We start from the raw sequence: 15884 nt of genomic DNA, 5'->3' as shown, positions 1-15884 counted from the left end.
GACGTCCTTCTTCTGCTCGGTGCACGCGGTCAGCGCGACTCCGGCCACGGCGACGGTGAGCAGCGCGGCGAGGTGCGAACGGCGGACGGACATCAAGAGACTCCACGGGTGGATCGGCATCGAGAAACGAGCAGGTCGCCGCCCATATGGACGACATTAGGTTAGGCGTACCTTAGTTCAGGAGTCGACCATCCGTCTACATCGACGTAGTCACCACACGATCCACCCGGGCGCGCCCACGGACGAGGAGTGGTTGGCTACCGGCAGGCGAAGGGGCTTGAGTCTCCATCAGGGGGAGACACGAAGGTGGGGGCATGGACGGCGACACGCTCTACTCGATCGGCGAGCTCGCTCGGCGGACCGGTCTCACGGTCAAGACCATCCGGTTCTACTCCGATCGCGGAATCGTGGCGCCGACCGACCGCAGCCCGGCCGGCTACCGCCGCTACACCATCGACGCCGTCGCACGCCTGGACCTCGTACGGACCCTGCGCGAGCTGGGACTGGACCTCCCCACGATCCGCAAGGTCGCGGACCGCGAGCTCGCGCTCCCCGCAGTCGCCGCGGCGCACGCCGAAGCACTGGCCGTGCAGATCCGCGTCCTCAGCCTGCGACGCGCGGTGCTGACGGCGGTGGCCGAGCGCGGGTCCACACCCGAGGAGACGGAACACATGCACCGACTGGCCCAGCTCTCCGAGGACGGACGCCGACGTCTGATCGGCGACTTCCTCGACGCCGTCTTCGGCGGTCTCGACGCCGCCCCCGCGTTCGCGGGAGCCATGCGCTCGATGACCCCCGAACTGCCCGACAACCCGGAGGAGGAACAGGTCCAGGCCTGGGTGGAGTTGGCCGAACTGTCCCTGGACCCGGACTTCCGCGCCGCCGTGCGATTGATGGCCGAGGAGCAGGCAGCCGAGCAGGCCCTCGGCGGCACGACGATCCCGCGCCGCGACATCGCCGCAGCCGTCCGCGACCAGGTCGGCCCGGCCCTGACGGCCGGCATCGACCCGGCCTCGCCCCGGCCTCGCCCCGGGCCGATCCGATCGTGGCGGCGTTCACGGCGCACTACGCGCACCTCCTCGGCCGCCCGGACGACGTCGAGCTCCGCCGGCGGCTGGTGACTCGGCTGGAGAGCGTGAACGACCCCCGCCGGGAGCGGTACCTCCGGCTCCTCGCGGTGGTCAACGGCTGGTCGGCCCCGGAGAGTCTGGCACCGGTGCTCGACTGGTCCGTCCAGGCCCTGCGCGCCCGGACACGGCAGTGACGGTTCGGCTGCCCGGGGCCGTGTGCCGGCGGTTCCCTCGACGGCCGGTGCGCGAAGTGAGCCCAGGCTCACCACACCTGCGTCCCCATCGGCGGTCAGCGAGCCCGGATCACCTCGGCGGCGAGTTCGACGTACTCGTGGAGGCCGTAGGCGACGGCGACGGCCGCGACGGCACACGTGACCACCGCCAGCACGAGGCCGAGGGCGGAGGCCCGGGCGGAGGCTGCCTCGGGCCGCACCGGCACCGGACCGAGAAGGGCCTCGACCCGCTGCGGCACCGGCCCGCTGCTCACCGCGAGCAGCGGGCCGCGCCGGGACTTGGCCGCACTTCCGGCCAGGGCCGCGCGGGCGATCGCGGCGGCGGCCAGGCGGCGGTCGCCGACCTCGCGGGCCGCCGCCTCGTCCGCCCACCGCTCCAGGTGGAAGTCCAGCACCGGGCGCAGTGAGCGCAGGGCGGGGTGGACGGCGGCGGCCAGGTAGACGGTGACGGAGAGCAGGTGGTGGCGCTCGGCGAGGTGGGCCCGCTCGTGGGCGACGAGGACCTCGCGCTCCTCCTCGCCGAGCGCCCGGAGCATGGCACGGGTGACGACGATCGCCCCGGGGCGGCGGCGCCGGCCGGGCAGGGCGAAGGCGTCGGGGCCCTCCCCCGGCACCACGAGCAGCCCGCCGTCCGCTTCGGCGTCCGCGGCGTCGGCCCAGGCGCGGGCCAGCAGGGAGCGGTGCTCGAACCAGCGGCGGACGACCAGGACGAGCTGGGTGGCCATGACGGCTGCGGCGAGCACGGCGACCGGCAGGGCGGCGGGCCACTCGGTGGTGACCTGGGCGAGGGTGAGCCGTTCCAGACCGGCGAGGAAGGGGACGTGGGCGAGGCCGAACAGGGCCGCGCCGGTGCCGCCGGCGGCCAGCACGGCCGCCGAGACGATCGCCGCGCAGGCCTCCTTCGGGGGCAGGGCGGCGGCGAGGCGGCGCGCCGCGGCGACGACGATCCAGGGGAATGCCAGTGCCGCGACGACCAGGAGCAGGACCAGCGTCACGAGCCCTCCCGCACGGGGTTCTCGGCCTGCCGGAGCAGGCGGCGCAGCACGTCCTCGTCGTCGCCGGAGAGGGAGGAGACGAACCGCTGCAGGACGAGGTCGCGGTCGGCTCCGGCGTCGAGCTCGCGGCGCATCCGGCCGGCGACGAGGCCGGCGGCGTCATCGGCCGCCGCGTAGGCGTAGCCGCGGCCGGAGCGCACCCGGGTCAGGGTGCCCTTCTCGTGGAGGCGGATGAGGATGGTGCCCACGGTGGTGCGGGCCAGGTCGCGGTCGAGTGCGGCGTTGACCTGCTGGGGCGTCATCGGGGCGTCGGCGGCCCACAGGACGGCCATCACGTCGGCGACGAGCTCGCCGTGCGGGCGCCTGGCCTCCGGACTGTCGTGCTCCATGTCGCTCCCGTCCTGCTCCCCCGGCCGCCCGGGTGGTCCCGGGCCGGTCACTTAGGTGTGCCTTTCCAAACCTTACGGGCACCGGGGGTGGCCGCCCAACAGTCCCCGTCGGGCGGCTCGCCGACCGCGGGAGGGAGTTGGCCTGCGCACGAGGTTTGTGTCTACATTGATGTAGACAACCGTGGACGGCAGCGCCGCCCCCGAGGAGAGGCGCATGCCCATGCCCGACCCTGCCCACTTCCTGGCCGTGAACGTCCTGGACGCGAGCTCACTGCTGGCCGCGTTCGGCGCCCTGGGCATCGCCGTGGTGCTGTTCGCCGGCTCCTCCGTTCCCAACGTCGACCGCCACCTCCTGCCGATCGTCGCCGCCGTCGTCGTCGTCTCCCTGGCACCGCTGGCCCTGGAACTGCTGCGCTCGCGCAAGACCGCGCAGCCCGCGCAGGCCTCGAAGGCCGGTGCCCGGTGACCGGCACCCTGCTCGCGCTGGACGGCTCGCGGGTCGACGGGTCGCTGTACCTGGACGTCACCGCGCTCGCGCACCGCGCGCCGTACGCGGTCGGCGAGACGGTGGCCGCCTGGTCGGCGTACGGACTCGTGGTCTTCGCCGTGCTGATGCTCATCGGCTGGTGGCGGGCCCGCCGGGCCGCCGCGCCGGTGATGGCCGTCGCGCTCGCCGCGCCGGTGATCGTGGTGGCGGCCTTCGCGCTGGACACCGCGCTGAAGTCGGTGCTGCGCGAGCCCAGGCCCTGCCAGGTGCTCCCCGCCGGGGCGACCCTCGAAGCGTGCCCGGCGGCCGGGGACTGGTCCCTGCCCAGCAACCACACGGTGATCGCCTTCGCCGCCGCCGCGGTGCTGTGGCGCTGCGACCGCCGGCTCGGCGCCCTCGCGGGCCTGGCCGCCGTGGCGATGGGGGCCTCCCGGGTCTTCGTCGGCGTGCACTACCCGCACGACGTCCTGGCCGGAGCCCTGATCGGCACCGCCCTCGGCCTGCTGCTGGCTGGTGCCGCCCGCCTCGGCGCACCGCTCGTCACCACGCTGCGCTCCGGCCGACTGCGCACCCTGGTCAGCGCATGACCGCCCGGGCGGCGCGGCTGCGCCGGTGGGCTCCCGCGCTGCTCGCGCTGACGCTGTTCGCAGCCTTGACCACCGTGCTCGCCGCACGGGGGTTCGCCCCGCTGCCCGGGGAGGCCGAGCTGCACCGGTGGGCGGTCGGTCACCGTCCCGGGTGGTCGGTGCACCTGGCGGTGGCCGTCACCTTCCTCGGCACCGGCGTCCCGCCCTACCTGGCCGCCGCGGCGGCCGGCCTGCTCCTCTCCCGCAACCGGCCTGACACGGCCGACACCCGGGCCCGACTGGTCACAGCGCTCGCGCCGGTGCTCGTGCTGGTCGGCGGGCAGCTGGTCCGCCACGGCCTGATGTGGCTCTTCGCGCGGCCCCGGCCGCCGGTGGCGGACTGGGTCGCGGCCCACCCGAGCGGCTACGCTTACCCCTCCGGGCACGCCTTCACCTCCGCCGTCGCCGCCGGGCTGCTCGCCTGGGCCCTGCTGACCACCGTGCGCGCCGGGCGCGGTGTCCTCCTGGCCGCGGCCGTGATCGGCACCGCCGCTGGGGTGGGGCTCACCCGCATCCACCTCGGCGTCCACTGGCCCGCCGACGTCCTCGGCGGCTGGCTGCTCGCCGCGTTCTGGCTGGCGCTGCTCCTACCCTCCCTCCGCCCGGGCGCCTCCATCGCACCCCCGGCCCCGGCCCCGGCCGTAGCCCCGGAGGCCGCACCGCCGCCCGGCACTAGACTCCGACAGCGGTCTACGGTGATGTAGTCATACGGAGGAAGCGAGGAGCCCGGTGAACGACGCGACGCGACGCCCGGCCGGCGAGCTGGAAGCCGCCGTCCTGGCCGCCCTGTGGGCCGCCGAGCGCCCGCTCACCCCGACCGAGCTCCAACACGCCCTCCCCGCCGGACTCGCCCGCACCACCGTCGCCACGATCCTCGCCCGCCTGCACGACAAGGGCACCGTCCACCGCACCCGCCAGGGCCGCGCGTTCACCTACCGCCCCGCCGTCGAGGACCCGGCCGCCCTCTCCGCCCGGCGCATGCACTCCGAACTCGACAAGGGGACGGACCGCACCGGCACCCTGGCCCGCTTCATCTCCCAGCTCAGCCCCGACGACGAGGACCTCGTCCGCGCCCTCCTCACCGCCTCCTCCGACCCGCAGGAACCGCGATGACCTGGGCGGTCTGGGCTCCGCTGCTCGCCCCGTGGCTCATCACCCCGCTCGCGCGGCGCCTGGCCGCGCTCCTCGCACCGCGCACCGCCGCACTCCTGCTGACCGTCACGGGCGCACTCGCCGCCGCCCTGTCCACCGCCGCGCTCGGCCTGCTCGCCCTCAGCGCGCTGCTGCACCTCCCCCTCCTCGCCGCCCTCGGCCACCTCTCCCCGCCCCTGCTCCCGGACGGGCCCGTCACCCTCGCCCTCGGCTGGGCCGCCCTTCCCGCCTGCGCCGCGGCCGGGGCCGCCACCGTGCGAGCCGTCCGCCGTCGCGCGCCCGGCCCGATCCACGCCGAACTCCGCGCGGCCCGCCGGGCCGGCGACCTGGTCGTGCTGCCCTCCGACGAGGCGGACGCCTTCGCCCTCCCCGGCCGCCCCGGCCTCGTGGTCGTCACCTCCGGCATGCTCCGTGCCCTCACCACCGACGAGCAGGCCGTCCTGCTCGCCCACGAACGCGCCCACCTCACCGGTCGGCACCACCTGCTGACCCTGGTCATCGACCTCGCCGCCTGCCTCCACCCGGCCGTACGAGGGCTGCGCGCACCGCTGGCCCTCCACGCCGAACGCTGGGCCGACGAGGTCGCCGCCGCCACCATGGGAGACCGCCGCCTCACCGCCCGGGCCATCGGGACGGCCGCCCTCGCCACCGTCCCGTCCGCCGTCCGCCCCGCCACCGCCTTCGCCGCCACCGCCGGGCCCGTCCCCCTCCGCATGCAGGCCCTCCTCCAGCCCCCCGCCCCGCCCCCGGGCCTGGCCCGCCGCGCCGGGGCCGCACTGCTGCTCTGCCTGCTGGCCACCACCACGGCCACCGCCGAGGCCACCCACGACCTCCACGAGAACATCGAGACCGCCCAGAGCACCTCGGCCCCCCCGGGGCGCGCCTGACCGATGACCGTCCGGGCTCGACCGGCTCGCCGGAGGGGTCAGGCGGGGTGCTCTTCGGTGCTGTGGGAGTCGGTGAGGGTGAGTGCGCCGAACGCGGTGACCAGGCCGACGACGACCGCCAGCACGGCGTAGGTGATCCGCTCGCCGTGGAAGAAGGAGCCGACGAGGGCGCTGTCCCAGGTCCCGGCGGGGAGCTGGGTGGTGACCAGGGCGGCGATCAGGGTGCCGACGACGGCGGTGCCGACGCTGCTGCCGACCTCCTGGGCGGTGTCGTTGAGGGCGGTGCCCATCGAGGTGCGGTTCTCGGGCATCTTGTCGACCAGGGCGATGGCGCAGATGGTCATGACGGTGCGCAGGCCGATGGTCATCACGACCATGCACACCGCGATGGCGGCGTAGCCGTGCGAGACGCCCCAGGCGAGGCCGGCCAGGGAGCCGGCCAGGCAGGCTGCGCCGACCAGGCAGGCGATGCGGTGGCCGTAGCGCTTGGCCAGCCATTCGGAGAGCGAGGTGGCGGCGAGCATGGTGACGATGATCGGCAGGTTGGCGAGGCCGGCTCTGACGGGGCTCCAGCCGTAGGCGTACTGGAAGTGCAGGATCAGGCCGAACATGACGGCGGCCATGGCGATGGCGGTGCCGATCTGGGCGATCGCGGCGCCGCGGACGGTCCCGTTGGTGAACAGCTTCAGGTCGAGCATGGGGGCGGCGGTACGGCGCTCGTGCCGGACGAACGCGAGGCCGGCGGCGAGGGCGCCGAGGATCGAGCCGATGGTGAGGGCGGAGGTCCAGCCGTGGTCGACGCCGCTGGTGAGCGAGTAGCAGGCGAGGCCGATGGTGGCGACGCTCAGCACGGCACCGGGCAGGTCGAGGCGGTCGCGGGTGAGGTCCTCGGGCCGGTCGGCGGGGACGCCCAGGCGCACGCCGATGGCGGCGATCAGGGCGATCGGGGCGTTGACGAGCAACAGCCACTGCCACTTGACGTGGGCCAGGGCGGTGCCGCCGAGCAGCGGGCCGAGGACGAAGCCGGACATGCCGACGACGATCATCACGGTCATCGCACGCATCCGCAGTGCCGCGTCGTCGAAGAGCCGGAAGACCAGGGAGTTGGTGATCGGGGCCATGGCGGCGGCGGCGACGCCGAGGCCGGCCCGCAGGGCGATCAGCTGCCCGGCGCCGGTGACGAGGGCTACGCACAGGCTGAGCAGGCCGAACACGGCGAGGCCGACCAGCAGGACGCGGCGGCGGCCGAGCCGGTCGGCCATCGATCCGGCGGTCAGCAGCAGGCCGCCGAAGGTCAGCGAGTACGCGCCGGTGACCCACTGCAGCGCGGTGGTGCCGCTGCCCAGGTCGCGGCCGATGGTGGGCAGCGCGATGGACAACAGCGTGTTGTCGACCATCTCGACGAAGAAGGCCAGGCAGAGCGCGGCCATCGGGATCCACGCCGCACGCAGCGACGGATAGGTGCGCGGCGCCGCTGCTGGGGCGGCGATGGTTTCGGTGCCGGTCATGGCGGCCTCCTCTCGGGACGGGTGTCGGGGTGGATGTCGGGGTGGGCGTCGCGGTGCGGCACTGCCGCGGTGGCGTTGCCGCCCGTCTCCTCAGAGCGTGCGGGACCGCGCCGACAGGCCGCTGTCATCCCACTGACAGCAGCCTGTCGGCAGCGGGAGCGGGCGGTCACCAGGGCTTCTCCGGGGTGTCCGACATCCGTCCGCCCACGGCGACCAGGCAACCGACCGCACGGCCCGGTACGACGTCCGGGACACCGGGCAGGTGATCGCGGTGGCGTTCCCGAGAGCGCCCGCGACCGGCACGGTCCGGCCACGCACGGGTGAACCGCCGCTCACGGGAACGGAGTTGACCATGTGACATGGTAGTGTCGGCGTCCCGTCGGCCGTGGTCCCGTTCCTGGAGTGACGATGCCCCTGCTTCCCGCGTGGCTGCGGAACCTGCTGCTCCCCGCGTACGAGCAGCGCGTCGTCCGCGGCCTCGAAGGACTCCCCCGCCCCAAGAACGTCGGCATCATGCTCGACGGGAACCGGCGCTGGGCCCGGGCGGCCGGTCACCACGACGTGGTCGAGGGCTACCGGGTCGGCGGCGCCAAGGTCGAGGAGTTCCTGACCTGGTGCGCGGACGCCGGCGTGGAGCACGTCACCCTCTTCATGCTCTCCGACGACAACCTGAACCGCCCCGCCGAGCAGCTCGTCCCCCTCCTCGGCATCATCCAGGACACCGTCTCCGGTCTCGCCCGCCCGGGCCGCCCCTGGCGGGTCCACCTGATCGGCGCCCTCGACCTCCTGCCGGGCGACATCGCGGTCGCCATGAAGGAGTCCGCCGCGACCACCACCGACCGCGACGGCCTGCGGGTCGACGTCGCCGTCGGCTACGGCGGCCAGCGCGAGATCGTCGACGCCGTCCGCTCCGCGCTCCGCCGGCACATCGAGCTCGGCAAGGACCCCGCCGACCTCGCCGACACCCTCGACATCGAGCACATCAACGCCAACCTCTACTCCGACACCGCCCACCACATCGACCTGATCATCCGGACCTCCGGCGAACAGCGGCTCTCCGGCTTCCTCCTCTGGCAGTCCGCCTACGCCGAGATGTACTGGGTCGACGTCTACTGGCCCGCCTTCCGCCGCGTCGACCTCCTGCGCGCCCTGCGCTCCTTCGCCATGCGCGAGCGCCGCTACGGACGCTAGTGCCGTGACCTGTGGCCTCACGGCCCGGACGACGAGCGCGTCGAGGAGCATCGCGGTGATCGAGGCGATCGAGGCGCCTACCCGCCGTCCGGCCCGGCCCGACGGGTGGCCGTGACGCCCAGGCCGAGGTCCACCACCGGGGAGGCGTTCAGCGGCCGTCCGTCGAAGCGGGCGCCGAACGGCGTCCCTCCGGCGTGAGAGCCGCACGCCCCGGAGGCACCAGTACCAAGGCCGTCCCCACCGCGAACGCCGCCACCGCCCACACCGCCGGGGCACCGTCCCGGGCCAGCCCCGCGCCCGCCCACACCGTCAGCGCCCCCACCGCCCCGGCCAGCCCGGCCACACCGGCCAACAGCGGAACCGGCCGCCGCACCGGCGCGTTCGGAAGGACCGCCCCGCCCAGTCTCAGCAGCCCGCGCTCCAGCGGCCGCAGCGCCGCCAACAGCCCGAGCAGGATCACCGCGAGCACCGCGATCCACACCGGCCGCCACGCCCACCAAACGCCAGAGCCGACCGCGGGCTCGGGCGCCACGTCCGGCAGGTAGAACGCGGCCGCCGCCACCAGGACCGGCACCATGTGCCACAGGTACAAGGTCATCGACACGCGCCCGAGCGGCCGGACCAGCCGCCACAGCCAGTCCGCCCGGAGCGCACGCTCCATCGCCGGCGCCGCCAGCAGGCACAGCGCGCACTGGGCGAGCACCCACGCGAGCATCGCGAGCGACGGCGGGTCGGTGTTGCTGACCTCCTCCGTGCTCACCAGGATCAGACTGACCGGGAACGGCCCGTACGCCACCAGCGCCGCGAACGCCCCCGCCCCGCCCGCGCCCACCGCCACCAGCAGCGGCCGACGCGCCGTCAGCCGGCCGTCCTGCCAACCGAATCCGAGCTGGTACGCCACCGTCCACACCAGGACGTAGTCGGCCGCCCCGACCCAAGGGCTCCCACCCACCAGGTGGACCAGGCCCGCCACCGCGGCGAGCGTCGCGAGCGCGGCCACGGACCCGACACCCCAGCGCCGGTACGCGGCGTACAGCCACGGCGTCAGCGCACTGATCACCAGGTACACCGGCAGGAACCAGAACTGCATCGCCAACGCCCAACCGACCATCGCCAGCAACCCGCGATCGGCCCCGGCCGCCCGCCCCGCCGCCAGACCCGCCACCGCGACCGCCACGTACGCCGCCGTCGGCAGCAGCAGGCGCACGGCCCGCCCGCGCACCCACCCGGCCGCCCCGCCGCCACCGTCCCGGTGCCGGCGCCAGGATCCGGCCGCGGCGTGCCCGCCCGCCAGGAAGAACACCGGCATGATCTGGAAGACCAGTGTCAGCCACTGCGTCCACTCGACCGTGGCCAGCAACTCCGGCGCACCGATGGTGCCGTCCGGGTGCCGCACCAGTGCGGTGATCACCCAGTGCCCGAGCACCACCAACACGATCGCCACGCCCCGCAGGAAGTCCACGTACCTGACCCGGCCCACGCCACCCACTGTCCCCGCCCCCGCCCCCGCCCCGAACCGACCGGACCACTGTGGTCGTACCGCAACGGCCCGGTCCAGCGCCGCACGGTTGCGATTCGATCTCCCCTCCGACGGGCCTCCACCCCGGTGCGAACGCCGCCCTGACGACCACTCAGGTGCGCTCGCTGCCGTCGTCGTCGTAGTCGGTGGTGCCCCCGTCCAGTGGGGCCGCTCCTACCAGGGCGCCAGGTGGACCAGCGGGTGGGCCCAGACTCGGGGACGCCCCGCCCCGAGGGGGAGAGCGGGGCGTCCTGGGCGGAGCGCTGAGCGGGCGTCGGGCGAAGGCGGAACCGTCAGGGTCACAAGGCACGCAGCCGAGCCGCCGCGACGCTCATCACCGGCTCGCCGAAGCCACCGGACAGCACCGCGATGCGGGGCACGTCCGCCTGGGCAGCGGCCTTGGCCATCGCCGGGTAGTGGCCGAACCGGGCGAAGGCCTCCGTCCAGGCGACCGACCGGTATCGCCACCGCGGACTCCACGGTGAGACCGGCCACGTCCCACCCGCCGAATACGAGACCACCTACTGCCGCACAACCCCAGCTCACCACCACAACCTGAGTCCCCTACCGAACCCGGAACGGTTCAAGCACAGTCCTGGGCATCCGTCTTGCGCGGCACCGGGCCCGGGCCTCCAGAGGGGACCTACGGCCTGGGGTATCGCGGTCGATGCCAGCCCGCGCCGTCGGCCGGCGTCACCCACGGGGACGAGCGGGCACGCCGATCCTGGGCTTGCTGCCGGAACCGGGCGGGTCAACCTTCCAGGAGGTGTGGGAGTTGCGGTACGGTCCGCGACATGCTCGCTGGCCTCCGTACGCCCGCACCTCAGGGGTGGAGCCGATGGCTCGTTCCGCCCGCCGCCCTGTCCATCCACCTCGCCATCGGCCAGGCCTACGCCTGGAGTGTCTTCAAGCCGCCCCTGGAGACCTCCCTCGGACTCTCCGGCACCGCGTCCGCCCTGCCGTTCCAACTGGCGATCGTCATGCTCGGACTGTCCGCCGCCTTCGGCGGCACCTTCGTCGAGCGCAACGGTCCGCGCTGGGCGATGACCGTATCGGCGCTCTGCTTCGCGTCCGGGTTCCTCGTGGCCTCGCTCGGCGCCGCCACCCGCCAGTACTGGCTCGTGGTGCTCGGCTACGGACTCATCGGCGGGATCGGGCTCGGCATCGGCTACATCTCGCCGGTCTCCACCCTCCTCAAGTGGTTCCCCGATCGCCCGGGCATGGCCACCGGCATCGCCATCATGGGCTTCGGCGGCGGCGCGCTGATCGCCGCTCCCTGGTCGGCCCAGCTGCTGGCCTCGTTCGGCAAGGACCCCGCGGGGATCTCGAAGACCTTCCTGGTCATGGGAGTCTGCTACGCCGTCTTCATGACCCTCGGAGTGCTCCTCGTACGGCTGCCCCCGCCGGGCTGGGCACCGCCCGGCCCGCCACCGGCCGCGACCGGGCGCCCTCGGACGGCCGACGCGCAGGTCTCCGCCCGCAACGCGCTGCGCACCCCGCAGTTCTGGTGCCTGTGGGTGGTCCTGTGCATGAATGTCACCGCGGGCATCGGCATCCTGGAGAAGGCCGCCCCGATGATCGCCGACTTCTTCTCGGGCACCTCGGTACCGGTCGCGGCGAGCGCGGCCGCGGGCTTCGTCGGACTGCTCTCGCTCGCCAACATGCTGGGCCGGATCCTGTGGTCCTCCGTCTCCGACTTCGCCGGCCGCAAGAACGTCTACCGCCTCTACCTGGGCGCGGGCGCGCTGATGTACCTCCTCATCGCGCTCACCGGAAGCTCCTCCAAGCCGCTCTTCATCGTGTGCGCCGCCGTCGTCCTCTCCTTCTACGGAGGCGGCTTCGCCACGATCCCCGCCTACCTGAAGGACCTCTTCGGCACCTACCAGGTCGGCGCGATCCACGGCCGGCTGCTCACCGCCTGGTCCCTCGCCGGAGTCCTCGGACCGCTGATCGTCAACGCCGTCGCGGACGCCCAGAAGGCCGCCGGGCGCACCGGCACCGCCCTCTACAGCACGTCCTTCTTCATCATGATCGGCCTCCTGGCCATCGGCTTCGTGGCCAACGAACTGGTACGGCCCGTGCACCCCCGCCACCACGAACCGCCGACAGCCGACCTCCCGGCCGCCCTCGTCCCGCAGAAGGGAACGGCCCCGTGACCGGCCGCCACCGCGCCCTGTTCGCCGTCGCCTGGCTCTGGGTCGGCTCGCCCTTCGCCTACGGGGTCTACGAACTCACCCTGAAGCTAAGGCAGTTGTTCACCGGCTGAGCAGGGCCCGCACGTTCCCACCGCCGCCCCGCCCGGCGATCGGTCCGGGCCCTCGAGCGGGCCGGCCGAAGGCCGCGCCGCACGACGGCCGCTTCCGCCGTCCCCGCCCGCATCGATGCCGTCCCGATGCTGCGGCGTCGACGGTCACGGTACTGCTGGCGCTCGACGACAGCGCGGTGACGGTCCAGGGCAAGGACAGCGGCCACTGGCGGCGTCGACACGGGTTCCGCGGAACCGGGAGCGCCGGTCCGAAGCGGGCGGCCGGGGGCAGGGGGCCGGAACTGGTCGAGGCGTACGCGTCCGGGCTGACCGTCCTGCGGACCCGGCCGGGCACCCTGGCAGCAGCGGTCTTCACTCACCGGCCCGGAGCCCAACGCCGGACCGCGCCCGCCACGCAACCCTCTTCCCCGCTCACCCCAGGAGAACTGAACGTGGCCGCTCCGGTGGCCGCGGGCATGGCCGACACGTAGATCGCAGCCACGCTGTCCCCCTCCCAGCACACCGTCGAAGCCCGACCCTGTGCACGATGCCGCGCCGAGGGACCCTGGCCCGTCCGGCCGGGGTCCCTCCGTGCCCTCCCCGAACCGGGCGCGGATCCGGGCGTCGCCGCCCGTCCCGAGAACGGGTCGGACCGGAACGGCTCGGGGACCGCGATCGCATCGGCCACGCCAGGGGGCTCGACACCGGCGTGATCCGGCCTCTCGGGCGGCCTGCGGTCAGGACGCGCGGACCGTGACCCCCTCCCGGGGAGTCCGCCTCGGCGTCACCCCGGCCGAGTTCACCCGTCGAACGCACGCCCGGAATGATCGGTACACCTGCGGTCCCTGGCGTTTCCGGTCGGCCGTCACTCCAGCGTCGTCTTCACGTCGACGTCCCAACGGCCCAGGTTGGTGATGATTTCGATCGTGGCGACGATCTCGTCGCCCTTCGCGACCGTGATGCCGTCGGTGGCCGCGACGGACACCTGCATCGTTTTCTGGTGCTGCACGCCGTCACACGCCAACCCGATTTGACCGTCGCGGTTGTTGAGGAGGAGAACACCCGTCCGCTCGGTCGTCAGGTCACCGATCGAGACCGTGACGGATTCGACCTCCACGCCCTGCGGGCAGGTGTAGTCGTAGGTCACGTCGACCGCGCTGCCCCCCTGGCTGACCTTGGCGGAGACGATTTTGAGGACTTCCCCATCGGCGTGCGCCGGTGCAGTGAACAGCATGGCCGGGGCCAGCATCGCGGCGGCGAGCACAGCCGACTTGACCACTGATGAAAGAGAGCGCACGGAATTTCCTCTCAAAGGATTCGAAATTTTCTCTCCTGTCCGGATGACTATCCCCACAGCACAACTGATGTGCGAGCCTGCGAGCTCATGTTGAAGGCAGCGCCATCCATTCAGCGCATCTCCCCGGAGCGTTCCGTACGGCCGCCTCCGCACACGTCGACGACGCCGCGGTCTCGTACCCATCGGCCAGGAGTGACGGAACGTACCGATCGGACCCGGCCTCGCCGGAAGGCCCGCAGAGGAACGGAAGGCCTCACCGAGGGCGCGGGATCACCTCACCCGCGCGACCAGCAGCGCCACGTCGTCGTCGACCAGTTCGGTGGCCAGTCGTGACAGGACCTTGTCGAGGAGGCGTTCCAGCGGGGCGGCGGCGTCGAGGGAGAGGTCGGCGAGGGCCCGGAGGCGCGTCTCGATGTCCTCGGCGCGGCGCTCCACCAGGCCGTCGGTGTAGAGGAGGAGGGCCGAGCCCTCGGGGAGTGCCAGCGTCCGGGCGTCGTACGAGCCGGACCCCGCACCCAGGGGCGCGCCCACCGGCAGGTCCAGCAGCAGGTTGCCCTCCTGACGGGAGATCAGAAGCGGCGGCAGGTGCCCGGCGGATCCGCACACGGCCGTCCGCGTCCTCGGGTCGACCACCGCGACCAGGCAGGTGGCCATCCGCTCCAGGTCGAGGGCCTGGGCGATCCGGTCGGCCTGCCCCAGGACCTCCTCGGGCGGCAGCCCCTGGAACACCAGGGTCCGTACGGTCGAGCGGTACTCGGCCATGGACGCCGCCGCCTCCAACCCGTGACCCATCACGTCGCCGACGACCAGGGCGGTGGTGCCGTCGGGCAGCGCGATGCTGTCGAACCAGTCGCCTCCGACCTCCGCCCCGGCACCGGACGGGAGGTAGCGGCCGACGCACTCCACGTCCGGGTGCGGGACCGTGCGCGTGGACAGCAGGGCACGCTGGAGCAGCATCGCCGCGTCGCGCTGCTCGGCGTAGCGCCGGGCGTTGTCGATGCTGCCCGCCGCCCGGGCCACCAGCTCGGCGGCCAGTTCGACGTCCTGCGCCGAGAAGCCGGCGGTGGCGTCCGTCCGGACCAGCAGCACCGCTCCGATCACCTCGACGCCCGCCGTGAGGGGGAGGTAGCAGACGGACTGCAGGGCGAGCTCTCGGAACCCGTCCACCAGCCCGGCCCGCCGGGCCAGGCTCCGCAGTTCGACGTCGTCGGGGAAGTTCGAGACCACCGGTCGCTGCTCGTCCAGGCAGCGCCACACACCGGACGACGGCTGCGCCGTGATCACAGCCCCTTGGGCGCCGAACAGCGCCCCGGCCTCCCGCAATGCGGGGACCGCGCTCAGGGCGAGCCTGCGCAGCCGCACCGGGCCGTCCGGGCCGGGCAGCCGTTCCAGGTCCAGGACGTCGACGGTGACCAGGTCGGCGAGCCTGGGGACCAGCAGGTTGGCCAGTTCCTCGCAGGTCTTCTGCGCGTCCAGGGTGGTGCCGATCCGGGTGGCGGCCTGGTCCAGCAGGGCCAGCCGGGTGCGGGCCCGGTGCAGCGCCTGCATGATCCGCCGGTCCTGGGTGATCTCCAGGACCATCGCGACCACGCCGGCCGGTCCGGAGCTCGACCCGACGCGGTGGTAGGCGTTGTGCCACCACCGCAGCCGTCCGGACCCGTCCGACGCCGCCGTGCCCTCGACGGTGATCGCACGGGGCCGCCCGTCGGCGAGCACCGCGCGCAGCGCCGCCTCCGCCTCGTCGACGTTGATCGTCGGAATGACCTCGGCGATCCGCCTCCCCAGGTGGCCTTCGGCGGGTACGCCGTTGAACGCGGCGAGCGCCTCGTTGACGTAGCGGTAGCGCAGTGATCCGTCGAGGACCGCGATGCCGACGCTCGCGCGGTCCAGCACCTGCCGGGCCAGCCGGTAGTCCCCGGCCAACGGACGCGGGTCGTCCAGGAACAGACCCTCCGCCGCGGCCTTCTCGAGGAGCTCACGCGCCGCGTCCGCCTGGGCCTCGGTGAGCATGACCAGGGGATTCGTCCCGTGGGACCCGGCGTCGACCATGCACCGATCCTCACACCGGCCGGGGCGGCGGCGCGACCGGTGACGTCCTCGGTCCGTCACCTGAATGCGCAGAGCGTGGCTCCGCGGCCTTCCCCGTCACTCTCAGTACCGTCCAGCACCGTACATAGCGACTGGTTGCGTACTGTCACGGCGGCCGGTTGAGGGCGGGCGGGCCGGGGACGACTCCGCGCCGGGCGGCGCCGGACTCGACCGCGGCGCCATCACCGTCGGCCCCG

General features: G+C 73.7%; 14 protein-coding genes and 1 pseudogene. 9 read left to right on the top strand and 6 right to left on the bottom strand.

Annotation, left to right across the window (positions count from 1 at the left end):
• The first annotated feature begins 314 nt into the window (after positions 1-314).
• Positions 315-1264, top strand: a pseudogene (locus ACWCYY_RS31930) (MerR family transcriptional regulator).
• A gap of 95 nt (positions 1265-1359) precedes the next feature.
• Here the strand turns inward: ACWCYY_RS31930 and ACWCYY_RS31925 are convergent.
• Complete coding sequence (locus ACWCYY_RS31925) at positions 1360-2298, bottom strand: M56 family metallopeptidase (RefSeq protein ID WP_449798020.1); 939 nt, start codon at positions 2296-2298, stop codon at positions 1360-1362.
• Positions 2295-2687 (bottom strand): BlaI/MecI/CopY family transcriptional regulator, encoded by a 393-nt coding sequence (locus ACWCYY_RS31920; protein WP_345279676.1) that lies wholly within the window; start codon positions 2685-2687, stop codon positions 2295-2297. Before ACWCYY_RS31920 ends, ACWCYY_RS31925 begins: the two co-directional genes overlap by 4 nt.
• 214 nt (positions 2688-2901) lie before the next feature.
• Here ACWCYY_RS31920 and ACWCYY_RS31915 point away from each other — a divergent pair, with 214 nt between their 5' ends.
• The 5 genes from ACWCYY_RS31915 to ACWCYY_RS31895 are packed head-to-tail and all read left to right on the top strand — an operon-like array spanning position 2902 to position 5839.
• Positions 2902-3153 (top strand): hypothetical protein, encoded by a 252-nt coding sequence (locus ACWCYY_RS31915; RefSeq protein WP_449798019.1) that lies wholly within the window; start codon positions 2902-2904, stop codon positions 3151-3153.
• Complete coding sequence (locus tag ACWCYY_RS31910) at positions 3150-3761, top strand: phosphatase PAP2 family protein (protein WP_449798018.1); 612 nt, start codon at positions 3150-3152, stop codon at positions 3759-3761. Before ACWCYY_RS31915 ends, ACWCYY_RS31910 begins: the two co-directional genes overlap by 4 nt.
• The gene (locus ACWCYY_RS31905) at positions 3758-4504 is read left to right on the top strand and encodes a phosphatase PAP2 family protein (RefSeq protein ID WP_449798017.1); all 747 of its coding nucleotides are present in this window, start codon (positions 3758-3760) and stop codon (positions 4502-4504) included. Before ACWCYY_RS31910 ends, ACWCYY_RS31905 begins: the two co-directional genes overlap by 4 nt.
• A 25-nt stretch (positions 4505-4529) precedes the next feature.
• Positions 4530-4913 carry a BlaI/MecI/CopY family transcriptional regulator gene (locus tag ACWCYY_RS31900; RefSeq protein WP_380150389.1) on the top strand — a complete coding sequence of 128 codons (384 nt, stop codon included), beginning with the start codon at positions 4530-4532 and terminating at the stop codon, positions 4911-4913.
• Positions 4910-5839: a M56 family metallopeptidase gene (locus ACWCYY_RS31895; RefSeq protein ID WP_449798016.1), complete on the top strand. Its 930-nt coding sequence runs from the start codon at positions 4910-4912 to the stop codon at positions 5837-5839. Before ACWCYY_RS31900 ends, ACWCYY_RS31895 begins: the two co-directional genes overlap by 4 nt.
• A 38-nt stretch (positions 5840-5877) precedes the next feature.
• On the opposite strand, the gene ACWCYY_RS31890 is transcribed toward ACWCYY_RS31895, so the two are convergent.
• Positions 5878-7347, bottom strand: coding sequence for an MFS transporter (locus tag ACWCYY_RS31890; protein WP_449798015.1), 1470 nt, complete (start codon positions 7345-7347; stop codon positions 5878-5880).
• 408 nt (positions 7348-7755) lie between these two features.
• On the opposite strand from ACWCYY_RS31890, the gene ACWCYY_RS31885 reads away from it, so the two are divergent.
• Positions 7756-8538, top strand: coding sequence for an isoprenyl transferase (locus tag ACWCYY_RS31885; RefSeq protein ID WP_380150392.1), 783 nt, complete (start codon positions 7756-7758; stop codon positions 8536-8538).
• A gap of 148 nt (positions 8539-8686) precedes the next feature.
• Here ACWCYY_RS31885 and ACWCYY_RS31880 read toward each other — a convergent pair whose 3' ends face one another.
• A complete protein-coding gene (locus tag ACWCYY_RS31880; protein ID WP_449798014.1) occupies positions 8687-10018 on the bottom strand; it encodes an acyltransferase family protein in 1332 nt (443 codons plus the stop codon).
• Between the two features lie 833 nt (positions 10019-10851).
• Between ACWCYY_RS31880 and ACWCYY_RS31875 the strand changes: the two genes are divergently transcribed.
• Together ACWCYY_RS31875 and ACWCYY_RS31870 are read left to right on the top strand one after the other, a co-directional pair.
• The gene (locus ACWCYY_RS31875) at positions 10852-12213 is read left to right on the top strand and encodes an L-lactate MFS transporter (RefSeq protein WP_449798013.1); all 1362 of its coding nucleotides are present in this window, start codon (positions 10852-10854) and stop codon (positions 12211-12213) included.
• Positions 12210-12323 carry an MFS transporter small subunit gene (locus tag ACWCYY_RS31870; protein ID WP_446685260.1) on the top strand — a complete coding sequence of 38 codons (114 nt, stop codon included), beginning with the start codon at positions 12210-12212 and terminating at the stop codon, positions 12321-12323. Before ACWCYY_RS31875 ends, ACWCYY_RS31870 begins: the two co-directional genes overlap by 4 nt.
• An 844-nt stretch (positions 12324-13167) precedes the next feature.
• Here ACWCYY_RS31870 and ACWCYY_RS31865 read toward each other — a convergent pair.
• Both ACWCYY_RS31865 and ACWCYY_RS31860 read right to left on the bottom strand, forming a co-directional pair.
• Positions 13168-13599: a hypothetical protein gene (locus ACWCYY_RS31865; RefSeq protein WP_380150395.1), complete on the bottom strand. Its 432-nt coding sequence runs from the start codon at positions 13597-13599 to the stop codon at positions 13168-13170.
• Positions 13600-13869: 270 nt separating this feature from the next.
• The gene (locus ACWCYY_RS31860; RefSeq protein ID WP_449798012.1) at positions 13870-15648 is read right to left on the bottom strand and encodes a SpoIIE family protein phosphatase; all 1779 of its coding nucleotides are present in this window, start codon (positions 15646-15648) and stop codon (positions 13870-13872) included.
• Positions 15649-15884 lie beyond the last annotated feature (236 nt).

It is taken from the genome of Kitasatospora sp. NPDC001664 (assembly GCF_053596675.1).
This window is presented reverse-complemented; position numbering and strand designations above follow the sequence as displayed.